Origin of the sequence: Oceanobacillus rekensis (assembly GCF_002153375.1) — a bacterium.
Taxonomy (GTDB): Bacteria; Bacillota; Bacilli; order Bacillales; family Amphibacillaceae; genus Oceanobacillus; species Oceanobacillus rekensis.
In genome coordinates this window covers 261431-277300 of record NZ_MTBQ01000001.1, presented here as the reverse complement: position 1 = coordinate 277300, position 15870 = coordinate 261431, and the positions used below count along the sequence as shown (strand labels likewise).

Here is a 15870-nt window from a genome sequence, read left to right as displayed (position 1 = left end):
TGAATAACCATAGTGGATGATCGGACTGCTGTTATTGTTAAAGAAATTAAATACTGGAAAGAGCATCGATTACTTCCTGAAAAATATTGTGATTATCTTTTGGCACTCTATACGAATGGTCAGGAATTATATGACGAAGCAGAAGTTTCTAATGCTCGGAATGGCCTGACACCAGTTATCATTATCCATTTTATTTTATTGCTTGCTATGATACCGTTTTCATTGCTTGTAGTTTATTTTACTGAATTTCACTTACTTTTGCAACTCAGTATTTTAATTGTTTTTTTATTCTACTCCATTTGGATCTATCTATATTTTCGCAAGTATAGTTATGAATTTGTTCTCGTAGCCTTGATTGTGTCATTACTGCTATTACTTTTAGTATCAATAATACTCAGCAGTCTTTTAACTACAAGTATTATAATTCATACAATTGTCATCTTGATGAACCTTTTATTATGGCTGTTAATAAGCTACGCGGAAAAAAATAAACTTTTGCAGATTGTAAGTATTTTATCTTTGATTTTTGCTATAGGATATATAATTTTTAATAAATTTATAGCTTAATCCTTTAAAAATCATCAAAGTTCGAGTAAACTATATATAGTCTTTTATTATTAATTAAAGGGAATACATAAGGAGGAACTATAATGAGAAAAAACCCAGTTGTACCATACGCAATTATTGCAATTCTAGGAGTACTGGCAGTAGTGATTATTTCTGTTGTTGGTTTAGGTCAACGTACGGATATACAGCAGGCTGCTGAAGGCGGCGGTGAACAAACCGAAGAGACACAAGAGGGCGAAACAGCTGGTGGAGATGCTGATGCTGTTTATCAGTCTAACTGTGCTGCATGTCATGGTGCAGATCTGTCTGGTGGTGCTGGTCCTGATTTAACTCAAGTTGGATCCAAATTATCTGCTGATGAAATTGCAGATATTATTACAAACGGTGTTGGTGCAATGCCTGCACAGTCACAAGTTGCTGGAGAAGAACTAACAGCTCTTTCCGAGTGGCTTAGCGAAAAACAATAAGAATAAAAGCGGAAACGCGTATGGATATTCTTTTAACTTAGCCAGCGGAGATAAAGAAAACATGCCAATTAATCGATGTTGACTTATCGCGCTATAGTGAGGGAAGTCCAGTAGTCGCTTAACGTAGCAGTTTAGTCTGTGAATTCTTGAATTTTCTTAAATCATTAATAAAGTATAATAAAGACTAAGCTTTCTGCTAAAACAGAAAGCTTTTCTAATTTAGCGCTAAAAAAGGATAACATATCCCAAAAAGTTTGGTCTTGTATTTGTCTTAATGTTTTTTATGAGAAGTATTCTAAAAGGAGAACATAATGATTAATAAATTAAAACTCTCAAACCGATTATTAAAAGTATCCTCCTATATCCCGAATAGCGCATATTTTGCTGATATTGGTTCTGACCATGCCTATTTGCCTTGCCATGTATGCCTCTCTGATCCAACTGCAAAGGCAATTGCTGGAGAAGTTAACAAAGGTCCATTTGAAAGTGCAAAATCTACAATTGATAACTATCATCTAAAGGAACGAGTTGAAGTAAGACTTGGTAACGGTCTTGAAATATTAAAGGAAAATGAGGTCAATCATATTGTTATAGCTGGTATGGGTGGTTCTTTAATTAAGGCGATTTTAGAGGAAGGTAAATCAAAATTATTAAACGTCGAACGAATTATTGCACAACCAAATGTAGATGCTAGAAATATTAGACGATGGTTTTTAGAAAATGGTTATGTATTGACGAATGAAGCGATAGTGGAAGAAAATGAACATATATATGAAATACTTGTTGCTGACAAGGACAGTTCCAAACAACCATATTCCGATGAATATATGGAGAAGGAATTATTATTTGGCCCACTATTAATGAAAAGTAAGTCAGCAGCATTTCACAAAAAATGGACACTTGAACATAAGAAGTTGGCGAGCGTTATTCGGCAAATGAAAAGTGCGAGTGTACCAGATTCAACGAAAATAACCCTTTATGAAAATGAATTAGCTTGGATGGAGGAGGTTTTGCATAATGAAAAACAAGACCTTGAATAATTATGATATTTTTCGTATGATCGAGAAATTGGCTCCAAAAAGTTTGGCATATGAGTGGGATAATGTAGGATTACAAGTTGGTTCCTACAATAATCCGGTAAAAAAGATAATGATTACGCTTGATGTCATGGAATCTGTTGTTGACGAGGCAATCGACAATGGTGTGAATCTGATTATCGCACATCATCCTCTATTGTTTAAACCGATGAAACAGGTTAATATAGAGACTGCCCAGGGAAAGATTATCCGTAAATTGCTTAATAATGAAATTACGGTTTATGCCGCACACACCAATCTGGATATAGCAGATGGTGGCGTAAACGATATGCTTTGTGAGCTAATTGGTATAGAATCAAGCGAGATTCTTTTAGAGAGCACGAAGGAAAAATTATATAAGATTGCAGTTTATGTCCCCGAGTCACATGTAAATGAAATGAGGGAGTCCTTAAGTATGAGTGGTGCTGGACATATCGGAAATTACAGCCACTGTACATTTCAGGCAAAAGGTCAGGGTACATTCAAACCACTTCCAGGAACGAATCCATATATTGGATCGGAGAATGAACTCGAATTTGTAAATGAAGTTAAAATGGAAACAATTGTGCAACAGTCAAATCTTCAGAACGTTATCAAACATATGATTGAAGCCCATCCTTATGAGGAAGTAGCCTACGATATCTATCCACTTGAAAATGAAGGAAAACAATATGGAATCGGTCGCATCGGTACATTAGAAAAACCGGTGGATCTCAAATCATTATGTGAACATGTTAAAAATGTTCTGGATGTACCAGCTCTCCGTGTGACAGGTAATCTAAATAAAAAAATAAAGAAAATCGCTGTACTCGGTGGTAGTGGAGAAAAATATATCCGAACAGCTAAACAAAATGGAGCTGATGCTTTCATTACAGGAGATATGACATTCCATATTGCGCAGGAAGCCGAACAAATCGGACTTTCTGTTATCGATCCTGGTCATTACATTGAAAAAGTGATGAAAAAAGGAACAAAAGAATATCTAGAACAACAGCTTAAGATCGAACAAAAAGAAGTTGAAATACTAATCTCCACTTCGAATACCGAACCATTTAAATTCATGTAACTGAAAAAGGAGTATTGCTTCTATGAAAAATAATAATTTTGACCATTTTGCATTCCATCCGATACTAAAAGATATCGTTGGAAGTTTAAATTTTAAACAACCTACAGAAATACAGGAAAAGGTTATTCCAGCAATATTAAAAGGCCAAAGTGTGATTGGTCAATCACGTACAGGTTCAGGCAAGACACATGCTTATCTACTTCCACTGTTTAATCAATTAGATACAAATAAGCAGGAAGTGCAATTTGTAATTACTGCTCCGACAAGGGAATTAGCAACACAGATACATGATGAAGTTAGAAAAATGATTCACTATGCAGAACGAGATGGCAAATGGATTGCCAAACTATTGGTTGGTGGTACAGATAAACAAAAGATGGTGGACAAGTTAAAAACGCCTCCACATATTATTGTTGGAACACCAGGACGAATTCTTGATTTAGTTAATGATAATGTCCTATCTATATATTCTGCAACTTCATTTGTCATTGATGAAGCAGATCTTATGCTGGATCTTGGTTTTATTAATGATGTAGATCAATTGCTTGTAAAGTCTAAAAAAGATATTCAATTAATGGTGTTTTCCGCAACAATTCCGCAAAGACTCGAGCATTTTTTCAAAAAGTATTTGGAGAATCCTTTATATGTCAAAATTGATGAGCATTTTTCACCGGAAACAATGGAACACAGACTAGTTGCACGGAAACATCGTAATGATGCAGATATTATTATGGATATATCCAAAGTCATCAGGCCCTACCTCGCCATTATCTTTACAAATGGAAAAAAGCAGGCAAATGAACTTGTTGAGTCCCTACAGAAACGTGGATTGGATGTAGGGCTAATTCATGGTGGCCTGGCACCAAGAGAGCGTAAACGCGCCCTTAAGGAGATCCAAAACCTCCGATATCAATATGTCGTGGCAACTGATTTGGCCTCTAGAGGGATAGATATAAAGGGTGTCAGCCATGTAATCAATGCACAGATACCAAAAGAAGAAGAATTCTATATACATCGTGTAGGTAGAACAGCAAGAGCCGGAATGGAAGGGACAGCCATCAGCATCTATGATGAACCCGATTTGAAGTTAATTGATAAACTCGAACAAAAAGGATTAACATTCTCCTATGTGGAAGTAAAAGATGGAGAATGGAAAGAAGCTAAATCGTGGAATACAAGAAAATTACGTACAAAAACAACGACGAATGTTGAAAAAGAAGCATGGAAACAAGTTCAAAAAACAAATAAAGTTAAGCCAGGCTATAAAAAGAAAATGAAAAGACAGCAAGAATCCATCAAAAGACAGATGAATAAGAATCTAAAACACAAAAAATAGAGATAAGGAATGTACAACAGGGAGAGGTGTAGTAATTGTTAAAATTAGGTTCTCATGTATCCATGAACGGAAAGAAAATGTTACTTGGCTCCAGTGAGGAGGCTGTATCTTACGGCGCCAATACATTTATGATCTATACTGGTGCACCACAAAATACGAGAAGAAAACCGATTGAAGAATTGAATATCATGTCAGGCCAGGAACATATGAGTTTAAATGGTATATCGGATATTGTAGTTCATGCACCATATATAATTAACCTTGGTAATACGGTCAAGCCGGAAACATTTGAATTAGGTGTGAATTTTCTTAGGAATGAAATTGATCGCACCGAAGCCCTCGGTGCAAAACAGATTGTTCTTCACCCAGGAGCACATGTCGGAGAGGGTGCAGATGCCGGAATTAAAAAGATTGTCGAAGGATTAAATGAAGTACTTGAAAAAGATAGTGAAGTACAAATCGCGCTTGAAACGATGGCAGGAAAAGGCACGGAAATAGGCCGCACATTTGAAGAATTGGCAAGAATCTTTGATGGTGTAACACATAATGATAATTTATCTGTTTGTATGGATACATGCCATATCCATGATGCTGGATATGATATTGTCAATGACTTTGACGGTGTCTTAAATGAATTTGATAAAATTATTGGTGTTAATCGCATTCAAGTAGTCCATGTGAATGATAGTAAAAATGAACGTTCAGCACATAAAGACCGTCATGAGAACATCGGCTTTGGTCATATTGGTTTTAAAGCACTTCATTATGTTGTCCATCATCCTCAACTTCAGAGTTTACCGAAAATACTGGAGACGCCATTTGTAGGAACTGATAAAAAGAACAAAAAAGCACCATATAAATTTGAATTAGAGATGCTCAAGGACGGAAGCTTTATAGAGAACCTAAAAGAAAAAATTATAGAGCATAATTGAAAAAAAAAGGAATAACAAATTATTGTTATTCCTTTTTAATCAAATAAATATTCTAACCCATAGGAACGAATGATTTCATCAAATAATTTTTGTGCTTTCTTTGCCGTTTCTTTATCCGTTATTATTGTCAATTGTAGGAACATTTTATCGCGAGAAGCTTTATTGAAAGGGTCTGGAGAGTTATTTCGTAAGTATCCGGTAATTTCTCGTGCCTGTTTCTCGGATATTTGAAACCCATATTGCTTACTGTGATGCAATAATTCATCAACACTAAGATTTCTTAACTTATTTTTGACCATTTCTTTAATAAATATAGACATATTAGATCCTCCTTTATACTACGTATTATCTTATGCCGAGATATAAAAATTAGGAACTCCATATGCACATTCCAAAATATAACATCAGTAAGAGACGAATCTTTCCATAAACTATAGATGCACCTCATCAATTACTAAGGAGGTAAAAATATGGATGAATTTAAAAATGGTCGGGACAAAGATATGCAGTCTCCTCCAAATCACGGAGAACGAGTGAAAAATCAAGACTTCGTTGGTATCGAACCAGACAGTTCAAGAAATGAGGAATATGCAGCAGAGATAACTGCAGATGATTATGAACAAAAGAATAAAGAAGGTGATGGTGCGATATCGATGTACGGATGGATTGCCATCGCCCTGTCAGCTATATCTTTCTTTATGTGGCCGTTTGTGCTTGGTGCTGCCGGGATTATTCTTGGCTTTGTTTCCAGAAGTAAGGGTGCTGATACGTTAGGAAATATTGCGATTGCAGCTGGTGCAATTTCAATATTAATTTCACTATTTATTGTACCGTTTGTATAAATATTCATTAGAGGCTGAGTTTTCTCAGCCTCTTTTTTTATTACTGCTCACGATACACAGGGAAATAGTAGATCTTATATGGCTCTATTTTATGTGGATCTGTTGTCGGGTTCAGTTGTTCAAAATGGTTCAGCAAGCTTTGTAAATCCATCCTTCCTAAGTAATCTTGATTTAATGTTTCTATAACGGATAGAACGGTATCACCAGGCAGAACTTTAACATGAGCAATGGAATAGGATTCATTAATCATCAACTTCTCTATGTCGTTTTTAACTGGGGTAGAATTGGGTTTCATAAATATATCTTGATATATACTGATGAACAACAATATAATGAATATATATAATAAAAATCTTTTTAACGTATTCATATGTTTTCTCCTTTTTGGATGAAACCATTTGCATGTTAAAACGTATTACTGGTAGGGAGGAGGAGAATGAATGGAAATTTTTGAATTACAATGGATTGGTTTCGTCATAACTTTTCTTGGTACACTATTTTTAATCGGTGAGGTTCTCGTAAATATACGAGGTTTCTTTGCATTGTTAGGTATCGGATTTATAACAGTATATTTTGCAGCCTATGTTCCAAGTGGCTCTGTCATTCTTATGCTTATTATATATTTTGTGGGATTATTACTAATTATCATCGATGGCAAGATAGTTAATGATGGTACACTTGCAACGTTGGGTCTGGCGAGTATGTTGACTGCAGTTGCACTAGCGGCTCCTGACTTCACTTCTGGTCTTTATGCAGTATTGGGTGTTCTTCTCGGTAGCGGTGCATCTTTCCTGTTTCTTAAAGTATTTAAGAAACGCGAAATGTGGACGAAACTTGCACTCAAAGATCAGTTGACGAAGGAAGCAGGATATAATTCCATGAATATGGATTATGAATTATTAGTGGGTCAGGAAGGTATTACTTTAAATGATCTTCGGCCTGTAGGGACAATAAAAATTAAAAATAAAGATTATAGTGCTGTATCGGATGGTCAGTGGTTAGAAAAAGGGAGTAAAGTAAAGGTAGTTCAAGTCGATGGGACGAAGATACTGGTCGAAAAAGTTTCATAAAAAAGTCATAAAAGGACAATTTACTTTAGAGAGTAGATTGTCCTTTTTTCCTTGTTTATCGGGGATAAGCGGAATGAAATATTAGCTATATGGATAGTTAATAAATAGATAAGAAAAAACTATTGTAAATTTAATGTAAATTTTAGTGTAAAACCTTTACAAATGATTAATAAATCATTAATAATGGATGAGGTATAAAACGACAAGATTCAACATTATTGAAGGGATGTAATTTCATTGGATATTGATTTACAAGCACTGATATTTGAATTCGTGGGTGGACTTGGTATCTTTCTTTTAGGTATTAAGTTCATGGGAGATGGTCTGCAAAAGTCTGCTGGTGATCGTCTTCGTGATATATTAGATAAATTTACGAGTAATCCTTTCTTAGGAGTTCTTGCTGGGATTATCGTAACGATTTTAATCCAAAGCAGTTCAGGTACAACAGTTCTGACTGTTGGATTAGTCAGTGCAGGTTTTATGACACTCAGACAAGCCATCGGTGTCATTATGGGCGCGAATATTGGAACAACGGTTACAGCATTCATTATTGGTATTGATATTGGCGAATATGCATTACCAATTCTTGCAATTGGTGCATTAATCATTTTCTTCTTTAAAAATCAAAGAATAGTAGCCGTAGGACAAACTATTTTTGGATTTGGTGCCTTGTTTTTCGGTCTTGAATTGATGAGTAGTGGAATGTCTCCATTAAGATCATTAGATGCTTTCCATGAGCTAACAGTATCGATGAGTAATACACCAATACTTGGCGTAGTTATAGGGACAGTATTTACGTTAATCGTCCAAAGTTCTAGTGCAACCATTGGGATTTTACAGGGGTTGTTCTCAGAAGGGGCAATTAGCCTTAAAGCAGCGTTACCCGTATTATTTGGTGACAATATTGGTACAACGATAACTGCCATACTTGCTTCCATCGGTGCTTCTGTTGCTGCAAGAAGAGCTGCTTTGACTCATATTATTTTTAACTTAGTAGGTGCTACTGTATTTTTAATATTTCTCGGTTTTTTCACACAATTTGTTGCCTTCCTGCAAGGACAGTTTGATTTGAATCCTGAGATGACAATTGCATTTGCACACGGTAGTTTTAATATTGCCAATACGGTTATCCAGTTCCCGTTTATTGGAGCATTAGCATGGTTAGTAACTAAAATTATTCCAGGAGAAGATGCAATAATTGAATATAAACCGAAGCATTTAGATCCTATTTTTATACAACAATCGTCAACTCTGGCGCTGGACCAGGCAAAATCAGAGATTATTCGCATGGGTGAATATGCTTCGAAAGGATTGGAAGAAACGAATCTCTATGTTACAACACAAAACAAGAAGCATTCAGAAATGGCGACGCAAATCGAAGGTGCATTGAATAATTTAGACCGTAATATTACCGAATATCTCATCAGCATTTCTGCAGGTTCTCTATCTGAAACTGAGAGTGCTAAACATACAGCATTATTGGATACGGTACGTGATATAGAACGTGTTGGTGATCATTTTGAAAATATTATTGAACTAATTGATTATAAAATATCCAATAAAGTCCATTTAACTGAGCAAGCATTGGAAGACTTAAATAATATGTTTGAGTTAACAATCCTAACAATGAAACAAGCTGTCGAAGCTTTAGATAAGATGGATCGCGAGGCAGCATTGGAAGTTGTTCAAAAAGAGGACCAAATTGATAAAATGGAACGTAAATTCCGCAAAAAACATATTATTCGTATGAATGAAGGTCTATGCAGTGGGTCAGCTGGGATTGTCTTTGTAGATATTATTAGTAATCTGGAAAGAATTGGCGACCATGCAGTTAATATTGCTGAAGAAGTATTGGGTGAATAATCATCTCCTGAAAGGGAAGGAGAGTCTCCTTCCCTTTGTTAATAAAATTCAACATATTCATACATTTTTCTTCATTTATTTCTTGAAATTAGAGACGGAACATGCTAATATAAATATCGCAGTCTAAAAAAGTATTAACGTAAAAAGTTTTGCAGAAGTGCAAAAATAATGGTTGACAGAATTACTGAAACATGATAAATTAAATATCGTTGTTAAAAACTTATCTTTTATTCCACAGTAGCTCAGTGGTAGAGCAATCGGCTGTTAACCGATCGGTCGTAGGTTCGAATCCTACCTGTGGAGCCAAGTGGCGGCGTAGCTCAGCTGGCGAGAGCGTACGGTTCATACCCGTGAGGTCGTGGGTTCGATCCCCTCCGCCGCTACCAATTTAAATAATAATATGGCGATCGTGGTGAAGTGGTTAACACACCGGATTGTGGTTCCGGCATGCGTGGGTTCGATCCCCATCGGTCGCCCCATTTATTTAAAATTAAAAAGGACCCTTAGCTCAGTTGGTTAGAGCTATCGGCTCATAACCGATCGGTCGTAGGTTCGAGTCCTACAGGGTCCACCATAAAACTCATCGGAGGTATACCCAAGTCCGGCTGAAGGGATTGGTCTTGAAAACCAACAGGCGGGTCAAACCGCGCGGGGGTTCGAATCCCTCTACCTCCTCCATCTTTATTATTACTTATAACAAGCATCATAGTGAACAAAGTACTTCCTAAATTACCCTTGAACCTTTAAGGAATGCAAGTGTTAATTTCAGATTATAACTTTATATGGCTTGGTAGCTCAGTCGGTAGAGCAGAGGACTGAAAATCCTTGTGTCGGCGGTTCGATTCCGTCCCGAGCCACTTTTAAAAACAAGCTTCCAGCTTGTTTTTTTTATTGTTCATAGAAAATTTCTATTTCTATATACTAAATATCTTTCTGAAACTTTAAAAAATATAAAGCATAAGATTTGCAAGTATTTCAAAGCTTTGATAACCTTCTATATAAGGGTTTAATAATCCTTTATATCATTTTTATTTGAGGAGGAACTTTAATTATGGCAAAATTTGAATTACCTGAATTACCTTATGCATATGATGCATTAGAACCAACAATCGATAAAGAAACGATGAACATCCACCATACGAAGCACCACAACACGTATGTTACCAAATTAAATGCTGCATTGGAAGGTCAGTCAGATCTTCAAGGAAAATCAGTAGAAGAGTTAATCAGTAACTTGGATGCTGTACCAGAAAGTGCACGTACTGCAGTGCGAAACAATGGTGGTGGACATGCTAACCATAGTCTTTTCTGGAAATTATTATCACCTAATGGTGGTGGGGAACCATCTGGAGAATTAGCTGATAAAATCAATCAAAAATTCGGTAGCTTTGATAAATTCAAAGAGGAATTTGGAACTGCTGCAACTGGACGTTTTGGTTCTGGATGGGCATGGCTCGTTGTTAATAACGGGGAACTTGAAGTAACAAGTACAGCAAACCAAGATTCTCCATTAATGGAAGGTAAAACGCCATTATTAGGTCTTGATGTTTGGGAGCATGCATATTATCTTAAATATCAAAACAAACGTCCTGAATATATCTCATCATTCTGGAATGTAGTAAATTGGGATGAAGTTACAAAAAATTATACTGAAGCAAAATAATAGCACTATGTAAACACGCGGATAAATTTCCGCGTGTTTTTCTGTATATATGTTACTCCTTCGCTCAAACTATTAGAGATGCAAAGGAGTATTTTTATGATAAATAAAGTAAGGAAAGTTTTTCGAGAAAAAATGGATAGTAATCGTGATTTATTCATCTTGCTGCTAATAGGTGGCCTTTATTCTGCAGGCATCTTCTTGTCAAATACATTTGTGAATATTTATCTTTGGAAACAGTCAGGAGATTATAATACGATTGCAGTTTATAATTTGGCTATCGCTTTATTTCAGACTGTTACTTTTGTTTTAGCAGGAAGGTTGGCAAAAAAATGGGATAGAATTATTGTTTTGCGCTTAGGAGTCTTTTTCCTATCTCTATTCTTTCTAAGTGTTCTGATTATAGGAGATAATGCAGCCACCTATAATTTTATGCTTGGCAGCCTGCTTGGAATTGGTTATGGATTTTATTGGCTAGCATTTAATGTATTAACGTTTGAAATTACAGAACCGGATACAAGGGACTTTTTCAATGGGTTTCTTGGTATTTTACAATCCTTAGGAGGCATGATAGGTCCTTTATTTGCAGGGTTAATTATTGCAAGAATGACAGCTAATGTCGGTTATACGGTAATATTCGGGATATCATTCTTTTTATTTGCATGTGCCGTTGCTACCAGTTTTTTATTAAAACGTCGCGGTGCAGAGGGAATATTTCATTTTAAACGAATTTTAGAGGAGCGAAACCATAATAAAAATTGGAAGCGAATCCTTCATGCTCATTTCTTTCAGGGGCTACGAGAAGGGATATTTGCTTTTGTAATAACTATATGGGTTTTCTTGGTGACGAGAAGTGAGTTGGCTCTTGGTACGTTTAATATGTTTCTTTCGGGATTATCAGTTATATTCTATCTTGTTGCCACTAAGTTCATCAAACCTGCAATGCGGAAGAAGGCAATTCTTTTCGGGGCGTTGTTACTATACTTTTCCATTTTTGTTATAATATTTGAGATAAATTATACATTGTTGATGGTTTATGCTGTAATTATTGGGATTGCATATCCTGTCATTAATGTTCCATATGTTTCCCTAACCTTTGATGTCATTGGCAAGGCATGGAAAGCAGGGGAGATGCGAGTGGAATATATCGTTGTTAGGGAATTATTTGTAAACTGTGGTAGAATTCTTTCCATCCTGATATTTCTTGTGGGGGTATTCTTTTTTCAAGCGGAAGATGTTATTCCAATATTACTAGCTGTTTTAGGTGCTGGCCATATTGTGATTTACTATTTTGTGCGAAATATTTACCTGGGCAGTACAAAAAAGAAAGAAGTTATGCTAAAGGACCAAATTTCTGACGAAAAAAACCGATGAGTATGGTAAAATCAATATTGTGGTTTATAAAAATAGAAAATTACCTTTCGCATTGGGGGAGAATAAATGAATACGAAGAAAAGGAAGAAGGGACAGCTTCCCTTTCGCATTAATATATTGTTTTTTGTTGTATTTTTACTGTTTTCGGTACTCATTCTTCAACTTGGTGTCGTACAAATTCTTAACGGAGAAGATTTCCAGGATGAGATTGAACGAACAAACCTTGATACAACCAAAATCCCTGTCCCAAGGGGTAAAATATATGATCGAAATGGAAATGTCATTGTAGATAATGAAGCAGTATACTCCATTACTTACACACCACCTAAAGGAGTTCAGGCAGAGGATAGACTGCGTGTTGCTGAAAAGCTTGCAGAATATATTGCCATGGATGATGAAGATACCCTTGAAGGAATCACGGAAAGAAATAAAAAAGAGTACTGGTATCTGCTGAATAAGGATAAGGCTGATAGCAGGCTTTCCGAGAAAGAAACGGAAGAGATGAGCAATGCCGAAATTTACAAAGAAACACTCAATCGAATTACGGAAGAAGAGATCAGCAGTTTTAGTAAACAGGAACTGGAAGTCATTGCCATTAAAAAAGAACTTGATAAAGCATACTCCTTAACACCTCAAATAGTAAAGAATGAAAATGTGACTGCCAAAGAGTATGCAGTTGTTGCCGAACACTTGGATGAGCTTCCAGGGATAAATGCAACAACAGATTGGAATAGGGAGTATCCTTATGAAAATTCACTGAGAAGCTTACTTGGTAATATTACCTCAGCGGAACAGGGTATTCCTGCTGAAGAAGAAGCCTCTTACTTAAGCAAAGGTTATAGCAGAAACGATCGTGTCGGAATAAGTGGCCTGGAATTGCAATATGAAGATTTGCTGCGTGGAAGGAAAGAACAAATCCAATATACCACAACGAAAAACGGTACACTAATCGGTTCCGAAACAATTGTTGAAGGTGAACGCGGAAAAGATCTTGTTCTGTCCATTGATATGGAGTTTCAACAAGAAGTTGATAAGATTGTTGAGGAAGAACTGCGAGCTGCCAAGGCTCAGCACCCATATGAAAATCGGTATTTGACTGATGCCCTTGCAGTAGCCATGAACCCGAATACTGGGGAGCTTCTAGCGGTTTCTGGTAGTCATTATAATAAAAATACCAATGAATATGAGGATGGAGGTTTTCGAGCACTTTCCGATGCTCATACTCCTGGATCTGTCGTAAAGGGGGCAACCGTTCTTGCTGGGCTGGATTCTGGTGTTGTTTCACCTGGGGAAGTGATCTACGACAGACCAATTCGAATAGGCCAAGACACAATGCGATCCTATTCCAATAGTATTGGAACAGTAAACGATATTACGGCACTGCAAAAATCATCCAATGTTTACATGTACTATATTTCATTACGTATGATGGGTGAGAACCGTTATCCATTTCCCGATGGAAAAAGTGTTAATATAACAAATCCTAATGCTTTCCAAACGTTAAGAAACTATTTCAATCAATTTGGATTAGGAGTTTCTACTGGAATTGACTATCCGAGTGAATCAACTGGATATCAAGGAAATGCTACTAAACCAGGGGACATGATGAACCATGGTATTGGCCAGTATGATCAATATACAGTGATGCAAGTGGCACAGTACGTTTCAACTATTGCTAATGATGGTTACCGAGTAAGACCTCATTTTCTAAAAGAAGTGCGAGAACCACTTGCATCACAGGATGAATTAGGACCATTATACAAATCAGTAAATACGGATGTCATGAATAAAGTAACGATGGATGATAGCTATATTGATCGCGTACAGGAAGGCTTCCGACAAGTATTCCAACCGGGTGGTACGGCTTACAGGCATTATAGCGATGCGGATTATAATGTTGCAGGAAAAACAGGAACAGCTGAATTAGATATATTTGTGGATGGGGAAAAGCAAGCAGAGACCGAAAGCCATAATTTAGTCGGTTATGCCCCGTATGATGATCCAGAAATCGCATTTGCAATTATTGTGCCGTCTACAGGAGAAAATACGGGTAATATATCAAATCACAAGATAGGAAGAAAAATTCTGGATACGTACTTTAATATGAAAGAAGAAAGAGCTTCAGCAAATGCTGATCAAGAAGATGAAGGTAGTGAACAAGAAGATACTGAAGATGAAGACGAATAATCTTTAACTAGAAAACTACCATTCCAGCAAGCGGAATGGTAGTTTTTTCTAATTGATAAGAAATAATTACATAAAATTTACGATTACTTAATATATATTAGTTATAATGGTAAAATAACATAAAATTATAGTTTGTTGGGGGTATATACATGGTAACTCGTAATCAATTTCAAAATGAACTTGATGTATTAAATGAAGACATTATTGAATTGGCCAATGCTGCTGGTCAGGCGTTAGATGTGGCAATGGATGCCTTATTCAATCAAGATGTTGAACTAGCTAAGCAGGTAATAGAGAATGATCAAAAAATAGACCGCAAAGAATTGGAAATCAATGACAAAACAATTTTGCTGATTGCTAAACAGCAGCCGGTCGCAACCGATCTGAGAAGAGTTATTACTGCATTGAAGGTACTTACTGATATTGAACGTATGGGTGATAATGCCAAAAATATAGCTAATGCAACCATTCATTTAGGAAAGAATGCATCTATTATCCCATCCGATTTAAAACAGATGCACCAAATGACAAAGGATATGCTTGATTCTGCAATAAATTCTTTTAAATATGAAGATATTACGATTGCTAGAAATTTAGCAGTGATGGATGATAATGTAGATAAATTATATAAAACGATTGTTAGTGAACTGCTTGGAGAAACAGCTACAAATCCAGAAAAAATTCAATATGTGATGCAAATTGCATTTTGCGCAAGATATCTGGAGCGATTTGCCGACCATATTACAAATGTGGGTGAAAGTATCCTTTACTTGGTGAAGGGTGAGAATTTTAACTTAAATAAATAAAGAAAGCAGCAAGGATATTTCCTTGCTGCTTTCTCTCTAATTAGCGATTCTTTCCGCGATTTGATAGAAGCTCATGTCACTGGATAGTTCGAACGATCCAATTTGTATATATGGACTATATTCGTGTTCATTCAAATAACTATTAAATTCAGCAGCATTTTCGATAATATTATGTTCAGCAAGTAGAGAGCTTATATCTGAGGATGCCATACCCTCATCTATAGTTAGTGTATAGCTGTCAGAACTTTCTTCCGTTTCTTGTTCATTTGCTGCGGAAGCGGACTTCTCCGTTTTTTCTTGCTCTGCTGCTTCCTCATCTGTATTTTCTTCTTCCTCTGAATCTGCCCGGGTCTGTTTTTCCGATTCATCTTCAGCTGCTGCTTTATCCTCTATCTCATCGGTTGCATCTTCATCATTTTGGATGGTAAGTGATATGTATTTTTCTTTCGTAAGGACTGTATAACCACTATCTTCTAATACTGGAATCATTTCTTCCGGATTCAAATCTTCAAGTGTCTGAGCGGAATCTTCAAGTACATAAAATGCAATCAAAAGGATTATTCCACTAGTCAGTAATCCGACTGAAAAGGAACGTACCGTATGTTTCATAACTATCTCCTTCAA

Annotated in this window: 16 protein-coding genes and 6 tRNA genes; 19 read left to right on the top strand and 3 right to left on the bottom strand. The window is 36.2% G+C overall.

The window, feature by feature from the left end:
* Positions 1–12: 12 nt before the first annotated feature.
* From BV906_RS01500 to BV906_RS01475, 6 genes are all read left to right on the top strand, one after another.
* Positions 13–567 (top strand): hypothetical protein, encoded by a 555-nt coding sequence (locus BV906_RS01500; protein ID WP_087971699.1) that lies wholly within the window; start codon positions 13–15, stop codon positions 565–567.
* 83 nt (positions 568–650) lie between these two features.
* Positions 651–1034, top strand: coding sequence for a cytochrome c550 (gene cccA, locus BV906_RS01495; protein ID WP_087971698.1), 384 nt, complete (start codon positions 651–653; stop codon positions 1032–1034).
* 311 nt (positions 1035–1345) lie between these two features.
* The gene (locus tag BV906_RS01490) at positions 1346–2074 is read left to right on the top strand and encodes a tRNA (adenine(22)-N(1))-methyltransferase (protein ID WP_087971697.1); all 729 of its coding nucleotides are present in this window, start codon (positions 1346–1348) and stop codon (positions 2072–2074) included.
* Positions 2052–3176 (top strand): Nif3-like dinuclear metal center hexameric protein, encoded by a 1125-nt coding sequence (locus tag BV906_RS01485; protein WP_087971696.1) that lies wholly within the window; start codon positions 2052–2054, stop codon positions 3174–3176. Before BV906_RS01490 ends, BV906_RS01485 begins: the two co-directional genes overlap by 23 nt.
* 22 nt (positions 3177–3198) lie before the next feature.
* A complete protein-coding gene (locus tag BV906_RS01480; protein ID WP_087971695.1) occupies positions 3199–4512 on the top strand; it encodes a DEAD/DEAH box helicase in 1314 nt (437 codons plus the stop codon).
* 35 nt (positions 4513–4547) lie between these two features.
* Positions 4548–5444, top strand: coding sequence for a deoxyribonuclease IV (locus BV906_RS01475; protein ID WP_087971694.1), 897 nt, complete (start codon positions 4548–4550; stop codon positions 5442–5444).
* A 35-nt stretch (positions 5445–5479) separates the two neighbouring features.
* Here BV906_RS01475 and BV906_RS01470 read toward each other — a convergent pair whose 3' ends face one another.
* Positions 5480–5764 carry a DUF2624 domain-containing protein gene (locus BV906_RS01470; protein ID WP_087971693.1) on the bottom strand — a complete coding sequence of 95 codons (285 nt, stop codon included), beginning with the start codon at positions 5762–5764 and terminating at the stop codon, positions 5480–5482.
* Between the two features lie 150 nt (positions 5765–5914).
* Between BV906_RS01470 and BV906_RS01465 the strand changes: the two genes are divergently transcribed.
* Positions 5915–6286 carry a hypothetical protein gene (locus BV906_RS01465; protein ID WP_087971692.1) on the top strand — a complete coding sequence of 124 codons (372 nt, stop codon included), beginning with the start codon at positions 5915–5917 and terminating at the stop codon, positions 6284–6286.
* A gap of 40 nt (positions 6287–6326) precedes the next feature.
* On the opposite strand, the gene BV906_RS01460 is transcribed toward BV906_RS01465, so the two are convergent.
* Positions 6327–6656 (bottom strand): hypothetical protein, encoded by a 330-nt coding sequence (locus tag BV906_RS01460; protein WP_087971691.1) that lies wholly within the window; start codon positions 6654–6656, stop codon positions 6327–6329.
* A gap of 70 nt (positions 6657–6726) precedes the next feature.
* Between BV906_RS01460 and BV906_RS01455 the strand changes: the two genes are divergently transcribed.
* From BV906_RS01455 to phoU, 12 genes are all read left to right on the top strand, one after another.
* Positions 6727–7356 carry an NfeD family protein gene (locus BV906_RS01455; protein WP_087971690.1) on the top strand — a complete coding sequence of 210 codons (630 nt, stop codon included), beginning with the start codon at positions 6727–6729 and terminating at the stop codon, positions 7354–7356.
* A gap of 237 nt (positions 7357–7593) precedes the next feature.
* Positions 7594–9219: a Na/Pi cotransporter family protein gene (locus BV906_RS01450; protein ID WP_087971689.1), complete on the top strand. Its 1626-nt coding sequence runs from the start codon at positions 7594–7596 to the stop codon at positions 9217–9219.
* 231 nt (positions 9220–9450) lie between these two features.
* Positions 9451–9525: transfer RNA gene (locus BV906_RS01445), tRNA-Asn, on the top strand.
* A 3-nt stretch (positions 9526–9528) separates the two neighbouring features.
* Positions 9529–9605 (top strand) — tRNA-Met (locus BV906_RS01440).
* A 17-nt stretch (positions 9606–9622) separates the two neighbouring features.
* A tRNA-His gene (locus BV906_RS01435) sits at positions 9623–9698 on the top strand.
* Positions 9699–9716: 18 nt separating this feature from the next.
* Positions 9717–9793, top strand: a tRNA-Ile gene (locus BV906_RS01430).
* Between the two features lie 11 nt (positions 9794–9804).
* Positions 9805–9897 (top strand) — tRNA-Ser (locus tag BV906_RS01425).
* 106 nt (positions 9898–10003) lie between these two features.
* Positions 10004–10076, top strand: a tRNA-Phe gene (locus BV906_RS01420).
* Between the two features lie 194 nt (positions 10077–10270).
* Positions 10271–10882, top strand: coding sequence for a superoxide dismutase (locus BV906_RS01415; protein ID WP_087971688.1), 612 nt, complete (start codon positions 10271–10273; stop codon positions 10880–10882).
* Between the two features lie 99 nt (positions 10883–10981).
* Entirely contained in the window at positions 10982–12253 is a 1272-nt protein-coding gene (locus tag BV906_RS01410; protein WP_425435166.1) for an MFS transporter, read from the top strand.
* 66 nt (positions 12254–12319) lie between these two features.
* Positions 12320–14440 (top strand): peptidoglycan D,D-transpeptidase FtsI family protein, encoded by a 2121-nt coding sequence (locus BV906_RS01405; protein ID WP_087971686.1) that lies wholly within the window; start codon positions 12320–12322, stop codon positions 14438–14440.
* A 149-nt stretch (positions 14441–14589) separates the two neighbouring features.
* Complete coding sequence (phoU, locus tag BV906_RS01400; protein WP_087971685.1) at positions 14590–15246, top strand: phosphate signaling complex protein PhoU; 657 nt, start codon at positions 14590–14592, stop codon at positions 15244–15246.
* A 36-nt stretch (positions 15247–15282) separates the two neighbouring features.
* Here phoU and BV906_RS19300 read toward each other — a convergent pair whose 3' ends face one another.
* Positions 15283–15855, bottom strand: coding sequence for a hypothetical protein (locus tag BV906_RS19300; RefSeq protein WP_087971684.1), 573 nt, complete (start codon positions 15853–15855; stop codon positions 15283–15285).
* Positions 15856–15870: the final 15 nt, after the last annotated feature.